We start from the raw sequence: 13,546 nt of genomic DNA, 5'->3' as shown, positions 1-13,546 counted from the left end.
CCCGGCAAGGAGAAGATGATGCGCAACCTGCAGTTTTCCGCGTTGGCCGTACTTCTGTGCGGCAGCCTGTTGTCCGCGACGCCCGCACATGCCGAGCGCCGCATCGTAATCATCCAGAACAGCGTGCCCGAAGGGCCGAGCCTGGAGATGTCCGCACCGATGGTTGAACAGGCCCGCGCCACGGCCGCCAAGGCAAACGCCGTCGCCGGCATGCCCCCGGGCCAGGGCCCGCGGGTGACGCTGCCGCAGATGCAGGTCAGCGCCATCTCCACCACTGTCGATGGCCGCCGTGAAGTGCTGCTGCAGGATCCGGACAACCCACAGAACACCGCCTCCATGCAATGGCCCAAGCGCCCCGGCGACCCGGCCACGCAGTTCAACGTGGGCCAGACGGTGAACTTCGAACCCGCTGAATCGGGCAACGGCTGGCGGGTGAACGACAACCAGGGCCGGCCGCTGGAATACCTGCCCGAGGCCACCGGCCCGCGCGACATTTTCGATACGCAGCGCTGAGCCGCTGCTTCTCTTCCCGACCAGGAGGTCACCATGCTTCGTTCCCTGCGCGCCCCCGCCGCCGCCCTGCTGTTGTCTGCCCTGACGGTGCCGACCGTGCACGCCGGCGCCGCCCCGCACCTCAACAGTGGCCAGGCCAGCGTGCTGGTCACTTCGTTGATCGTGGTGTCGGTTCCGCTGGCAACCTCGATGGGCCTGGCTGCGCTGTCCAAGGCGCCGTTCAAGGCCAGCGAGCGCAATGGCAAGGTTGCCGAGCGCACCCCGGCGGTGCCGCTGCCACCGATGGAAGTGAAGCAGGTGGCGACCACCGCTGCCGGCGAGCGCCAGGTGCATCTGCAAGTACCGGACAAGGCCGACCAGACCGCTACCCTGCAGTGGCCGGCGATTGAGGGCGAAGACCCCGTGGCCGGCTTCGTGGTCGGCCAGCAGGTGCGCTTCGATCCGACGGATGCCGGTGCCGGCTGGACGGTGAAGAACAGCGACGGCAAGGCCCTGGCCTATGTGCCCACGGCCTATGCCGCCGGCGACGCGCTGAGCGAACAGCTGTAAAGCTGAACGGCCGTTTTTGGCTTTGCGGGGGGCCGGGCGGATAATGGGCGATCCCCATTTTCCCCTGGCTCGCCATGTCCGTGCGTCCTGCGCCTGTTTTTGCCCCGTTGACCGCCCGCGCCCTGGTGCTGGCGGTGCTGGCCATGGGCGCGGTGGTGCTGCTGTCCAACGTGCTGGTGCAGTACCCGATCAATGACTGGCTGACCTGGGGCGCTTTCAGCTACCCGGTGGCGTTTCTGGTCAGCAACCTGATCAACCGCCGCTTCGGCCCCGGTCCGGCCCGCCGCGTGGCGTGGATTGGTTTCGCGGTGGCGGTGCTGCTGTCGGTGTGGGTGGCGACGCCACGCATTGCGATCGCCTCGTGCTCGGCCTTCATCGTGGCCCAGCTGCTGGACATCACCGTGTTCGACCGCCTGCGCCGTGGCAGCTGGTGGCGCGCGCCGATGGTGGCCACCACCTGCAGCGCGACGGTGGACACCACCCTCTTCTGGTCGATCGCCTTCGCCGGTTCCACCCTGCCGTGGGTGAGCTGGGCCGCGGGCGACCTGGCGGTGAAGCTGGCCATCGGCGTATGCCTGCTGGCCCCGTTCCGTGCGCTGCTGTGGAAGATGGCGCCGCTGCGTACAGCGGGCAGACCGCCTCACCGGTAGGTGCCAACCTTGGTTGGCGCGATCCGTCAGCGTTCATGGCGCCGGCAACAGCGTGCCAACCAAGGTTGGCACCTACCAACAGCATTCCATCGCACGGTGGGTGCCAACAACAGGCCATCACCCGGTAGTTGCCAACCTTGGTTGGCACAATCCGTCAGCGTTCATGGCGCCGGCAACAGCGTGCCAACCAAGGTTGGCACCTACCAACAGCATTCCATCGCACGGTGGGTGCCAACAACAAACCTTCGCCCGGTAGTTGCCAACCTTGGTTGGCATCCACACCACCTGCACTCAGGCGAACGGCAGGTCCGCGGCGATGCACGCGGCGCTGATCGCCGCACACGCGTCTTCGATCGCCGGCGTCGTTGGCGCCAACCGTGGCCTGCGATCCAGCGTGCAGGCCAGCCCTACCTCCAGCAGCGTGGCATGCGCGCCATGCAGCGCCTGTGCGGTGGCTTCGGGCAGGAATCCCACCGCTGCCAACGCGTCGATCAACGCCGGCGTGGCACGCGGCTGCAGCAACGCAGGTGTCTGCGCACTTCGCGCCAGCACGCCGGTCTGCAGCAGGAATTCCAGATCGACCACGCCGCCTGCCCCCTGCTTCAGGTCAAGCCGCGCGGCATCGCTGCGGTCCAGCTCGGTGCGCATACGCCCGCGCATCTTCAGCACATCGGCATACAGCGTTGCGCGATCACGTTCGCGACCCAGCGTCTGCGCACGTACCTGTTCGAAATCCTGCAACAGGCTGGCATCGCCCGCCACGCCGCGTGCGCGCACCAGCGCCTGGTGTTCCCAGGTCCATGCGCGTTCACGCTGGTACTCGGTGTAGCTGGCCAGGGAAGACACCAGCGAGCCCTTGCCACCATCCGGGCGCAGGCGCACGTCGATGTCGTACAGGCGGCCGGCGGCGGTGACCGCAGCCAGCAGCGCCATCACCTTCTGGGCCAGGCGCGCATACCAGCGACCCGGCTCCAGCGGGCGCGCGCCATTGCTGGCCTCCACGCCGGCGGGATGGTCGTGCAGGAACACCAGGTCCAGATCCGAGCCGAAGCCCAGCTCCAGCCCGCCCAGGCTGCCGTACCCGATGATCGCGAAGCGACCGCCGGCAATCACGCCGTGTGCGGCCTGCATATCGGCCTCGGCCATCGCCAGCACGGTGACCACCACCGCCTGCGCCAGTTCGGCCAGTTGCCGGGTGCTGTCGACCGCGCCCTGGCGGCCGTCCAGCGTAGCCATCGCCATGCGGAAACTGAGGGCGAGCCGCGTTTCATTGAGCCAACGCAGCGCGGATTCGGGATCTTCAACCGTCAGCACCTGCTGGCATTCGGCCAGCATGCCGGCTGCATCGGGCATCGGCCCGGACACGCGCACGTCCAGCAGTTCGTCCAACAGCAGCGGATACGCGGCCAGGCGTTCGGCCAGCAATGCACTGCGTGCCAGCACGTCGACCAGGCGCGCGAGCGCGCTCGGCTGTTCGTCCAGCAGCGCCAGATAACTGGTACGACGCAGCACTGCCTGCAGCAGGCCGAGCACACGCTTGAGTGCGGCATCGGGCTGAGGTGAGCGGGTGGCGGCATGCAGCAGCGCCGGCAGAACGCGGTCCAGCCGCGCACGCGCTGCATCGGACAGCGACTTCACGCCCGTGCCCTGGGCGAAATCACGCAGTGACTGATCGGCGCCGTTGGCATCGAGGAAACCTGCCTCGGCCAGCAGCGGTGCGTTGCTGCCCTCGGGCAGGCTGCGCCAGTAATTGGCCAGCGCATCCGGCGCGGCCTGGCCCTTGCGCGGGGCCAGCAATGCGGCGAACTCGGTACTGACGCGCTGCTGCTGCACGGTCAATGCAGCGCGCAGCGCGTCCCAATCGGCATAGCCGAGGCCGACGGCAATGCGTTCGCGATCCAGCTCATCGGACGGCAGCACATGGGTCTGTGCATCGCGCAGCATCTGCAGGCGGTTTTCCAGCCGACGCAGGAACAGGTAGGCCTCGCGCAACGCGGCGCCATCATCGCCGGCGATCTGCCCGGCGGCGACCAGCGCATCCAGCGCGACCAGCAGCCGTCGCTCGCGCAGCGCCGGCTCGCGGCCACCGCGAATGAGCTGCAGCGCCTGGCACAGGAATTCGATTTCGCGGATGCCGCCAGCGCCGCGCTTGATGTCGTCATGCATCTCGCGGCGCGCGACTTCGGCGGTGATCGCCGCTTTCATTTCGCGCAGGCCGTCGAGCGCGGTGAAGTCCAGGTAGCGGCGGTACACGAACGGACGCAGGGTCTGCAGCCAGGCCTCGCCAGCGGCGATATCGCCAGCCACCGCACGCGCTTTCAACCAGGCGTAGCGCTCCCAGTCGCGACCTTCGCGCTGGAAGTATTGATCCATCGCCGCGAACGACAACGCCACGCGGCCCGCGCTGCCGAACGGGCGCAGGCGCAGGTCGACGCGATGACTGAAGCCATCGACGGTGGTTTCATCCAGCAGTTTGGCCAGGCGCTGGCCGAGCCGGGCGAAATACTCTTCGGCCGCCAGCGCGCGCGGGCCGTCGGATTCACCGCCCTGCACGTAGGCGTAGACCAGATCGACATCGGAACTGAAGTTGAGCTCGCCACCACCCAGCTTGCCCAGCCCGAACACCACCAGCTGCTGCGGTTGGCCGTGGTCATCGAGGATCACCCCATGGCGCTGGGCGAACTCCTGCTGCAGGGCGTCCAGCGCCAAGCGCAGGCAGTCCTCGGCCAGCGCGGTGGCACCGGCAAGAGTCTGTGGCACGTCGTCCAAACCGGCCAGGTCGCGCCAGATCAAGCGGGTCGACATCGCCGTGCGCCAGCGCCGCAGCTGCGCCGGCCAGTCGCTGGGCTGCAGCGGATCGAGCACCGGCGCCGGCAGCGGCGGGCAGCCCGGTGCGGACAGCTGCGCCAGCAGGCCGGGCTGGCGCACCAGGGTGTCCATGGCGAAGTCGCTGCTGACCGCCAACTGCACCAGCATCGGCTGCAGCTCGGCTGGGATGGGATCGGGCACTGCCTGGGCCAGGCGCGCCAGTACGCGGTCGACGAGGGGCTGCAGGGGGGCGGGCAATTCGGCGGGGGCGAGGGTCATACCCTGATTCTCGCGGGGTCGGATCCCTTTGCCAACGGCGAAGGGCTCTGACCTCTTGCTGCGATCTTGCCGAAGGTTGCTGGGGTTGCCGGCCAGCGGCCGGCACTACCAATAGTGCAGACCGCGTATTCATACTGGACGACAGGCAATAAAAAAGCCCGCTTGCAGCGAACTGCCAGCGGGCTCTGCTCCCTCCCCCACGTCGGGATGCAGGGCCATCGTGCGGTGTACGAAAGTACTTTGCACGCTGCACTGCAAAACAAAACCGGCGGGTATGGGAGAGGCGTTCGCGGAAACGCCATTCCACGAAGGTAGAACCCCCGTACGGCAGGGGATGGCCGATAATCGGGATTCCCCCCAGAAACGCTGTCGTCATGACTGTTGATCGCATCGCCAACGCGCGTCTTCGTGACCGCGTGGTCTCCGCCGAGGCCGCAGCCGCGCTGATCCAGCCCGGTGAAACCGTGGCCATGAGCGGCTTTACCGGCTCCGGTTACCCCAAGGCCGTTCCCGTTGAACTGGCCCGCCGCATCGAATCGGTGCATGCCCAGGGCCTGCCCTTCCAGATCAGCCTGATGACCGGTGCCTCCACTGCGCCGGAACTGGATGGCGCGCTGGCCAAGGCCGATGGCATCGCCATGCGCATGCCGTTCCAGAGCGACCCGGATGCGCGCAACCGCATCAACGAGGGCAAGCTGGACTACATCGACATCCACCTCAGCCATGTCGCCCAGCACGTCTGGTTCGGCTTCTACGGCGAGATCGATACCGCCGTGATCGAAGTCTCGGCCATCCGCGAGGATGGTTCGCTGGTGCCGTCCACCTCGCTGGGCAACAACAAGACCTGGCTGGACCTGGCCAAGAAGGTGATCATCGAGGTCAACGAATGGCAGCCGGCCGGCGTGGATGGCATGCATGACATCTACTACGGCACCGCGCTGCCGCCGCACCGCAAGCCGATTCCGCTGGTCAATGCCAACGACCGCATCGGCGAGACCGCGCTGCGCTGCGACCCGGACAAGATCGTGGCGGTGGTGCGCACCAATGGCCCGGACCGCAACAGCCCGTTCAGCCCGATCGATGCGACCAGCGAGCAGATCGCCGGGCACCTGATCGAGTTCCTGCAGCACGAAGTGAAGCGCGGCCGCCTGCCGGCCAACCTGCTGCCGCTGCAGTCGGGCGTGGGCAACATCCCCAACGCGGTGCTGGCCGGCCTGGCCAAGAGCGGTTTCCGCGACCTGGCCGCGTTCACCGAAGTGATCCAGGACGGCATGCTCGACCTGCTGCGCGACGGCGTACTGAGCTATGCCTCGTGCACCGGCTTCGCACTGAGCCCGCAGGCCAACGAGACGTTCAAGGAGAACATCGATTTCTACCGTGAGCGCATCATCATGCGCACGCAGGAAATCTCCAACCATCCGGAACTGGTGCGCCGCCTGGGCTGCATCGGCATGAACGGCATGATCGAAGTGGACCTCTACGGCAACGTCAATTCGACGCACGTGATGGGCACGCGGATCATGAACGGCATCGGCGGTTCCGGCGACTTCGCGCGCAATGGTTTCCTGTCCGCGTTCCTGAGCCCGTCGACGGCGAAGAATGGCACCATTTCGGCGATCGTGCCGATGGCCAGCCACGTCGACCACACCGAGCACGACGTGTCGGTGATCGTGACCGAACAGGGCCTGGCCGATCTGCGTGGCCTGACCCCGCGCAAGCGCGCGCAGGTGCTGATCGACAACTGCGCGCACCCGGATTTCCGCGCGCAGCTGCAGGACTACTTCGACCGCGCCAGCCGCGAGAGTTACGGCAAGCACACCCCGCATCTGCTGCCGGAGGCGCTGTCGTGGCACCAGCGGTGGCTGGATACGGGCACGATGAAGGGCTGACGCCCGCTTCTGTGGAGCCGAGCATGGCTCGGCTCTACAAATGGCAGCACCGCAACATCCCTGTAGAGCCGAGCCCATGCTCGGCTCCGCGGCACGCGGCTTATCCGCGCAGCGCCGCCAGCGATTCGGCCTGGATGCGCTCGTAGATCTCGAACTCATCGTTCACCGCCGCGCCCAGCGCCTGTTCGAAGGCTTCGCGATTGGCATGTGCGGTGTAGGCGCGCTGCTCGCCACCGCCCAGGTTCGACTGGAAGATGCCGGCGGCGCTGACCGGCAGGAAATCCTCGTAGACGATCGGGTCGGCCGTGGCCAGGCCCGCTGCAACCAGCACTTCGGCCGGCAGGTCGGCCACGCGTTCCGGTGCGGCGCGGCCCGCGTCGGTCAGCTGGTAGCGGTAGTAGCCCAGGCCTTCCTGGCGCAAGGTGTCATGGTCATCCGGGAAGCTGGCGAACACTGCCTGCAGGCGCTGGCCGTAATCGCCACCGGTGCTTCCCGCGCCGCCGGCATCGCGTGCCTGGGTCAGCAGCTGGTCGTACAGCGCGCGGCCCTTCGCGGTCAGTGCCAGGCCGCGCTGCTCGATCTCGCCGAAGCGCGCGGTATGGGTACCGGCGTCGCCGCCCTCGTTGTCCGGGAAGTGCACGGCCTCTTCCAAGGCCTTGAAGCTGGTCTGCCGCAGCAGGATCGGGCAGGCGCGACGCGGCGGACCCTCGATCACCGCCTTGGCGGCCATGCCGTGCTCGATCATCGCCGCCTGTGCAGCGTCGATGTCCAGCGTGCGCGGGGTCAGGTGATTGATGTGCGGGCCACGGAAGCTGACCACATCGGCCACCAGACGGTGCGCCTTGTGCAGGGCGTGGTAGGTCGGCAGGTCGACGGTGGCGTCGCCATGCCAGCGGAAGGTCTCCAGCGCCTGTTCGACGAAGCGCTCGGCATCGGCCTGGGTCAGGCCACCCTCGCGCTCGGCCTGCTCGATCAGTGCCAGCGCGTCGTCGGTGAAGATGCGGCGGCGGGCGAGAATCTCAGCCGACTGCGCACGCAGCACCTCGTCTTCGATCAACTCCAGCCGCAGCAGCGAGGTGAACACGCGGAACGGGTTCAGTGCCAACGCAGCGGCGGTCAGCGGGCGGAAGGCGGTGGAATGCACCGGCACGCCGGCCACCGACAGATCGTAATAGCCCACCGGGTACATGCCCATCACCGCGAACAGGCGGCGCAGCGTAGCCAGTTCCTGCGGGGTGCCGACGCGGATCGCGCCATGGCGTTCTTCATCCAGGCGGGCGCGCTCATCATTGCGCAGCAGCTGCGCGGCCAGCGCCGGGTCCTGCGCCAGGACCTGCGTGTTGATCCGCTCCACCAGTTCCACCAGCGTGCCGTACAGCGGCACTTCGGTGCGGTACATGCGGGACATGGCCTGGGCGAACAGGCGGCGGATCACATCAGGCGAAACGAAAGAGGCGCTCATCAGTCACTCGGTTACGGGAACGGGGAACGGCGAGAACCCGTATTGTCGCCGGAGTGCGCGGCGGCGGCGATACGCATAGCAGCATGAAGAACATCGGTAGCGCCGGGCCATGCCCGGCGGATCCCAGGACCGCGCTGCGCGATCGCCGGGCGTGGCCCGGCGCTACCGTTTCAACTGGCGCTTCAGCGTCGCATCCAGGGTGATCGGCCGGTCCCAGTGCTCGTAGCTGGCCACGATGGCGTGGCGCACGGCCCGGTAGTGCAGGTTCTGCGGCTTGGCCGGCATCCGCTTCACCACCTCGGCCCAGCCGCCCTCGGGATCCTGGCTGAAGGCGCGCACACTGTCGCGGCAGGTCTGGCCACTGGCCTTGGCCCAGAAGCAGGCGAAATAGATGTCGCCGGCCTGCCACTGGTGGGTGGTGGCCAGTGCGGCGATGTAGCCACGCGGCACACCGGCGTAGCGCGATACCTCGTCGAGGAAGGCATCCGGGTAGCGCTCGGCGTAGTGATTGATGTCGGCCAGCTGGGCGTCGACCCAGGCGTCGCCGGTATCCACCTCGTAGGTCGCCGAACGTTCGGCGGTCTGCTGCGCCAGCACGATGGCCGGCGCCAGCAGCAGGGACAACAGCAGCGCGCGCAGTGGCAGTTTCATGACCCGATTCTGCCGCAGCGGGCGCGCCGTGTCAGGCCGCGGCAGCGGCCTTGGCCTCGATCGTCGCCAGCGCGGCCGGCCAGTCCCAGGCGGTATCGGCGTTGACCATGCGCGGTTCGTCGTCGGCCACGCCGTGCTGGGTCTCGTGCGCCCAGGTCACCGCGTACGGGGTATGGATGCCCCAGCCGCCGAGGGTGATCACCGGTTCGATATCCGAGCGCAGCGAGTTGCCGACCATCACGAACTGCTGCATCGGCAGGTCGAATTCGGCCAGCACGCGGGCATAGGTTTCCGGGTCCTTCTCGGACACGATCTCGATGCGCGGGAACAGGTCCGCCAGCGCCGCCACCTTGATCTTGGCTTCCTGGTGGAACAGGTCGCCCTTGGTGATCAGCACCACCGGGTACTGCGAGGCGATGGCCGCCACCGACTCGCGTACGCCGTCGATCAGTTCAACCGGATGGCGCAGGGTGTCATGGCCAATGTCGAGGATGCGCTGGATGTCCTTGGCCTCGATGCGCTGCGAGGTGATTTCGATGGCCGCCTCGATCATCGACAGCGTCATGCTCTTCACCCCGTAGCCGAACACGCCGAGGTGGCGCTGCTGCACTTCCAGCAGGTGGCGGGCGGTCTGGGTGTCATGGACGTCGATGTAGCGCGACAGCAGGTCCAGGTAATCCTGTTCGGCCTTGCGGTAGTAGTCCTCGCTCTTCCACAGCGTGTCGTCACCGTCAAAACCGACCAGGCCGATGGCGCGCGAAGGCGCAGGCGTGGAGGTGTTCATCGCCCTAGGATACAGGCGCGGAGATGACGAAAAAAACCCGGGTGGCCGAAGCCACCCGGGTTGCCCATGCACCGGTTGTCCCGAATTCAACCGTGGATCAGCGGCCCTGCCCTGCGGCCGTGCCACCCGCGCCGGCACCGGCCTGCTGGGCGGCCACGTAGGCCTTGTACTCATCGGCGCTCAGCTGGCCGTCCTTGTTGGCATCGGCCTGGTCGAACACCTGCGCAAGGCCCGCATTCACCTGCGCTTCGCTCTTGCTGATGGTGCCGTTGCCATCGGTATCGATGCTGGCCCAAGTCTGGCCACCGCCGTTGGCCTGCGCCGATGCTGCCGCGGCCGCATCGGTCGCCTGGTCGGCGGCCTGGCCTGCCTGTGCCGCTGACTGCTGGGCCTGCGCCGCTTCGTTCTGTGCATGCGCGGCCTGCTGCTTTGCCGTCTGCGCCATCGCCGGGATGGCCAACACGCTGCCGGCGGCGACGATCAGGGCGATCAGGGGCTTGCGGTTGCGAATAGTCATCTGGGGTGTCTCCTGAAGGGTGGTAGTGCGCGGTCGTTGTCTCCGCACGGCACCTACCCTGCCACCGCGTTTCTGAATCGATTTTGCGCGGCGATCGCTGCGAACACGCATGGTTAACCACTCACCCAGACGCATGCTTTAGCGCGGTGGTTAGTGCGAAGTGAGCAGGGAGTAAGACGAGCATTCAGTGCTACCGGATTTAACCGGCAGCGAACGAAAAACCTGCGTCAGTCGACGGTTTTTTCCGATGACCGCGAACTGAACAACACCCATCCCAATGCAACACCGGAGAGCGCACCGGCGATTTCCAGCACCACGCGGCTGCCCAGTTCGTTCGGATCGTGGATGGTGGACAGGAACAGACGCGCATACAGCGGCGACTCCAGCCGCACGATGCCCATGTAGAACAGCTTCCAGGCATCGATGCCTGCAGAGATGATCACCGCGATGACGCACGACCAACCAATCGCATGGCCCACGGTCCAGTGCAGCAGCCGGCACAGGTGGTGCCACAGGAAATACACCAGCAGGCCGACCAGCAGGGCGATGAGGCCCGCTTCAAGCGTACCAAGCAGGCCGAAATGCAGGGGAAGGTTCATCGGGCGGGGACGCAGGAGAAGGCGGCCAGTGTAAGGGTAAGTGTATAAGCAGGGCTGCGCCCTGCACCTGCAGAGGCCACTGCGCAAACAACGGCAACGGCCAAAGCAACGGCAGGCACTCCGTGGGATGGCGGGGCGGTGTCGGATTGCGGGGACGCCGCAAGTACGTCCCTGTAGGCTTGGCAGCCGCATCCATGCGGCTGACACCCCGCAATCCGACACCGCCCCACCTTCGACAGATTTCCGGTGGCTGATGGATTCACGCCATGCGTGAATGTATGTCCATCGAAATCGGATAGTTCGACAATTGAACGAAGAGCATCCACGCATGGCGTGGATCTACCTGTCGACCAAGGTCGACACCCACCAACAGCAGGCCATGCCATCCAGACAGATCGCGGAGACCTGTCGAAGGCGGGGTGGGTCCGGTTGCGGGGGTGTAAGCGCCATGGATGGCGCGCCCAAGCCTCCATGGATGGATTCACGGCGTCCCCCGCAACCGGACCCACCCCGCCATCCCACGGAATGCCAGCTTCTGCTGTTGCTGTTGCTGTTGCTCGCGCAGTGGCCTCGGCGGGTGCAGGGCGCAGCCCTGCCGACACCCCCTACCGCACTGGCACGTCGTAGGCGGTACCGGCATCCGGCTCGGGTTGCAGCGTGTAGTGCCACCACTCCTGCGCATAGTTGGTGAAACCACGTCGTGCCATCGCCTGCACCAGCTGCTGGCGGTTGGCGTTCTGTGCATCACTCAAACCCGGCGTCTGCGTATGCGCGCGTGGGCCGAAGAAATCGAAGTCGGTGCCCATGTCCATCGGCGTACAGCGTCCGCTGCGGCAATCCAGCAGGCCCAGATCGACGGTGGCACCGCGGCTGTGACCGGAACGCTCGGCGATGTAGCCGTCGCTCAGCAGCTGCGGCTTGTCCAGGTCCGGATACTGCAGCGCCTTGCGCGACTGTTCCCGTGGATCGTTCACCCAGGCCATGAACGCCTGCACCGCGCGCACCGGGCGATAGCAGTCGTAGAGGCGCAACGCGAAGCCCTGCGTGCGCAGGTCCGCCTCCACATCGGCCAACGCCTTTGCCACCGGCGCCAGCAGATAGCATGCAGGCGCCTCATAGCCGGGCACGGGCGCAGCGGTGAAGTTGTTGCCACCGGCATAGCGGATGTCCATCTCGATGCGCGGCGATAGCGTGCGGATCTCCACCAATCCCGCCGCAGTGGCGTCGGTGGCGGGCGAAATGCGTGGTGGCTCAGCGGCGTGGGCCGCCGGTGCCAGGGCAATCGCCAGTACGAGTGAAATGCAGGTCCTGGAAGTCATAGCTGAAGTCGATCTCCGGATCGATGGCGCGCAGCTCCAGCGTCGGCGTGTCTGCGCCGGGATTCAGCCACGCCTGCGCCGAGGGCTCCAGCGTATCCCACTGCAGAAGCCAGCGCCCCTGCAACTGCTGCACCGTTGCCTGCAGCGTGGGCGACTTGTCCACGCTGAAGCGCAGGCCGTTCGCGGTGGGACACAGCGAGGCGGGGCCAAGCCAGGGATCGCGGTAACGCCCCTGCCACTGCGACAGATCGGTGGCGGCAGCCGGTTGCGCAGCCCTGGTGGAGGGCGCACGACTCCCCGTGGCGGCGCGCACGGCCCGTTCGGCGGCCAGCTCGGCCAGGTAGTACCCCACATGTTGCGCGTCTTCCGGCGCGGTGAACCGTTTCAGCGTCGACTGCATCAGCGCGGTACGCGCGTCTTCGGCCTCGCCGTTGATCAGCATCACCACACCGAACTTGCGATCCGGCAGCAGCGCCAGCGAGGAATACATGCCCGACAGCGTACCGGTGTGCGCGACCTTCAACTGCCCGTCCATGTCCGACACCCGCCAGCCCAGCCCGTAACCGTAGAAACGGGCGTTGTCCCAGTCGCGTTGGCGTTCGCCCAACGGCATCGGCATGTGCAGTGTCCACAGCATGCGGCGTTGCTCGGCGCCCAACCACCCCGGCGCCAGCGACGGGTCCAGCAGCACCTGCATCCAGCGCGTCATGTCACGCAGCGAACAACGGATGCCACCAGCCGCCATCGACGTCAGGTCGGGGCTGAGTGTTCCATCACCACCGACCACCACGTTGCGGCCATCGCGCCGCACATGCGGTTGGGCAACATTGCCGACCTGCTTCACCGACCACGCCCCCACCTGGCAACGGGTCATGCCCAGCGGTTCAAATACCCGCTCGCGCATCAGCTGGTCATACGGCTTGCCACCAGCGGCGGCAGCAACCTCACCGGCAACGACGTACATCAGGTTGTCGTAGGCGTAACCGCTGCGGAAGCTGGTGACCGGCTTCAGGTGTGCCAGCCCGGCGATGACGTCGCTGCGGGTGAAGGCATTGGGTTCGGGCCACAGCATCAGGTCGCCGGCACCGAGTCCGAGGCCGCTGTTGTGGATCAGCAGATCGCGTACCTGCAGGTGTTCGCCCACCCACGGGTCATGCATGCGGAATGCCGGCAGATGGCGCTGCACCGGATCGTCCCAGCGCAGCTTGCCCTGCTCCACCAGCGTGGCCAGCAGCGCGGCGGTCATCGCCTTGCTGTTGGAGGCGATCTTGAACAGCGTGTCCTCGTCGATGCGGCCGCCGTCACCGCGCACTCCTTCGGTGTGGCGATAGACCACCTGGCCATCCTCGACCACCGCCATCGCCAGCCCCGGCAGGTGCTCATGCTGGTCCACGAAGGCGATGTCGGCATCCAGGCGTGCGCTGTCCACCGCCTGGGCAGCGGGGCTGGCCAGTACCGCGAGCAGTAGCAACAGACGATGCAAGTCAGTCTCCGTCAGGCGGTGCCGGATCACATCCGGCGATCAC

The 13,546-nt window shown here is 66.9% G+C and carries 12 protein-coding genes; 4 read left to right on the top strand and 8 right to left on the bottom strand.

Translation table 11 applies throughout. The features are described from left to right. The first annotated feature begins 18 nt into the window (after window positions 1-18). The 3 genes from QOL57_RS17270 to QOL57_RS17260 all read left to right on the top strand — a co-directional run bounded on the left by QOL57_RS17270 (window position 19) and on the right by QOL57_RS17260 (window position 1,712). A complete protein-coding gene (locus QOL57_RS17270; RefSeq protein ID WP_089238292.1) occupies window positions 19-513 on the top strand; it encodes a hypothetical protein in 495 nt (164 codons plus the stop codon). Between the two features lie 33 nt (window positions 514-546). Further along, window positions 547-1,062 carry a hypothetical protein gene (locus QOL57_RS17265; protein ID WP_089238290.1) on the top strand — a complete coding sequence of 172 codons (516 nt, stop codon included), beginning with the start codon at window positions 547-549 and terminating at the stop codon, window positions 1,060-1,062. A gap of 74 nt (window positions 1,063-1,136) precedes the next feature. Beyond that, complete coding sequence (locus QOL57_RS17260; RefSeq protein ID WP_089238288.1) at window positions 1,137-1,712, top strand: queuosine precursor transporter; 576 nt, start codon at window positions 1,137-1,139, stop codon at window positions 1,710-1,712. 291 nt (window positions 1,713-2,003) lie between these two features. On the opposite strand, the gene glnE is transcribed toward QOL57_RS17260, so the two are convergent. Further along, complete coding sequence (gene glnE, locus QOL57_RS17255; RefSeq protein WP_089238286.1) at window positions 2,004-4,799, bottom strand: bifunctional [glutamate--ammonia ligase]-adenylyl-L-tyrosine phosphorylase/[glutamate--ammonia-ligase] adenylyltransferase; 2,796 nt, start codon at window positions 4,797-4,799, stop codon at window positions 2,004-2,006. A gap of 374 nt (window positions 4,800-5,173) precedes the next feature. Between glnE and QOL57_RS17250 the strand changes: the two genes are divergently transcribed. Continuing rightward, window positions 5,174-6,688 (top strand): acetyl-CoA hydrolase/transferase family protein, encoded by a 1,515-nt coding sequence (locus QOL57_RS17250; RefSeq protein ID WP_089238284.1) that lies wholly within the window; start codon window positions 5,174-5,176, stop codon window positions 6,686-6,688. Between the two features lie 100 nt (window positions 6,689-6,788). Here QOL57_RS17250 and QOL57_RS17245 read toward each other — a convergent pair whose 3' ends face one another. The 7 genes from QOL57_RS17245 to QOL57_RS17215 all read right to left on the bottom strand — a co-directional run bounded on the left by QOL57_RS17245 (window position 6,789) and on the right by QOL57_RS17215 (window position 13,503). After that, window positions 6,789-8,150, bottom strand: a complete 1,362-nt coding sequence (locus tag QOL57_RS17245; RefSeq protein ID WP_089238282.1) for a VOC family protein — start codon at window positions 8,148-8,150, stop codon at window positions 6,789-6,791. A 162-nt stretch (window positions 8,151-8,312) separates the two neighbouring features. Beyond that, on the bottom strand, window positions 8,313-8,801 hold the full coding sequence (locus QOL57_RS17240) for a hypothetical protein (protein WP_089238280.1): 489 nt from the start codon (window positions 8,799-8,801) through the stop codon (window positions 8,313-8,315). A 31-nt stretch (window positions 8,802-8,832) separates the two neighbouring features. Continuing rightward, a complete protein-coding gene (locus tag QOL57_RS17235; protein WP_089238278.1) occupies window positions 8,833-9,585 on the bottom strand; it encodes an HAD family hydrolase in 753 nt (250 codons plus the stop codon). Between the two features lie 97 nt (window positions 9,586-9,682). After that, complete coding sequence (locus QOL57_RS17230) at window positions 9,683-10,102, bottom strand: EF-hand domain-containing protein (RefSeq protein WP_089238276.1); 420 nt, start codon at window positions 10,100-10,102, stop codon at window positions 9,683-9,685. A 227-nt stretch (window positions 10,103-10,329) separates the two neighbouring features. Then, window positions 10,330-10,701: a hypothetical protein gene (locus QOL57_RS17225; RefSeq protein ID WP_025878234.1), complete on the bottom strand. Its 372-nt coding sequence runs from the start codon at window positions 10,699-10,701 to the stop codon at window positions 10,330-10,332. Window positions 10,702-11,306: 605 nt separating this feature from the next. Beyond that, window positions 11,307-12,020: a M15 family metallopeptidase gene (locus QOL57_RS17220; protein WP_089238274.1), complete on the bottom strand. Its 714-nt coding sequence runs from the start codon at window positions 12,018-12,020 to the stop codon at window positions 11,307-11,309. Continuing rightward, window positions 11,953-13,503 carry a serine hydrolase domain-containing protein gene (locus QOL57_RS17215; RefSeq protein ID WP_089238272.1) on the bottom strand — a complete coding sequence of 517 codons (1,551 nt, stop codon included), beginning with the start codon at window positions 13,501-13,503 and terminating at the stop codon, window positions 11,953-11,955. The genes QOL57_RS17220 and QOL57_RS17215 overlap by 68 nt, the downstream gene beginning before the upstream one ends. Window positions 13,504-13,546: the final 43 nt, after the last annotated feature.

The organism is Stenotrophomonas sp. yr243 (assembly GCF_900184195.1).
Taxonomy (GTDB): Bacteria; Pseudomonadota; Gammaproteobacteria; order Xanthomonadales; family Xanthomonadaceae; genus Stenotrophomonas; species Stenotrophomonas lactitubi.
This window is presented reverse-complemented; position numbering and strand designations above follow the sequence as displayed.

What these genes read in the sequence shown, in the direction of transcription:
- QOL57_RS17270 (WP_089238292.1), top strand. Translation starts at nt 19, where the DNA reads ATGCGCAACCTGCAGTTTTCCGCGTTGGCCGTACTTCTGTGCGGCAGC.
- QOL57_RS17265 (WP_089238290.1), top strand. Translation starts at nt 547, where the DNA reads ATGCTTCGTTCCCTGCGCGCCCCCGCCGCCGCCCTGCTGTTGTCTGCC.
- QOL57_RS17260 (WP_089238288.1), top strand. Translation starts at nt 1,137, where the DNA reads ATGTCCGTGCGTCCTGCGCCTGTTTTTGCCCCGTTGACCGCCCGCGCC.
- glnE (WP_089238286.1), bottom strand. Translation starts at nt 4,799, where the DNA reads ATGACCCTCGCCCCCGCCGAATTGCCCGCCCCCCTGCAGCCCCTCGTC.
- QOL57_RS17250 (WP_089238284.1), top strand. Translation starts at nt 5,174, where the DNA reads ATGACTGTTGATCGCATCGCCAACGCGCGTCTTCGTGACCGCGTGGTC.
- QOL57_RS17245 (WP_089238282.1), bottom strand. Translation starts at nt 8,150, where the DNA reads ATGAGCGCCTCTTTCGTTTCGCCTGATGTGATCCGCCGCCTGTTCGCC.
- QOL57_RS17240 (WP_089238280.1), bottom strand. Translation starts at nt 8,801, where the DNA reads ATGAAACTGCCACTGCGCGCGCTGCTGTTGTCCCTGCTGCTGGCGCCG.
- QOL57_RS17235 (WP_089238278.1), bottom strand. Translation starts at nt 9,585, where the DNA reads ATGAACACCTCCACGCCTGCGCCTTCGCGCGCCATCGGCCTGGTCGGT.
- QOL57_RS17230 (WP_089238276.1), bottom strand. Translation starts at nt 10,102, where the DNA reads ATGACTATTCGCAACCGCAAGCCCCTGATCGCCCTGATCGTCGCCGCC.
- QOL57_RS17225 (WP_025878234.1), bottom strand. Translation starts at nt 10,701, where the DNA reads ATGAACCTTCCCCTGCATTTCGGCCTGCTTGGTACGCTTGAAGCGGGC.
- QOL57_RS17220 (WP_089238274.1), bottom strand. Translation starts at nt 12,020, where the DNA reads ATGACTTCCAGGACCTGCATTTCACTCGTACTGGCGATTGCCCTGGCA.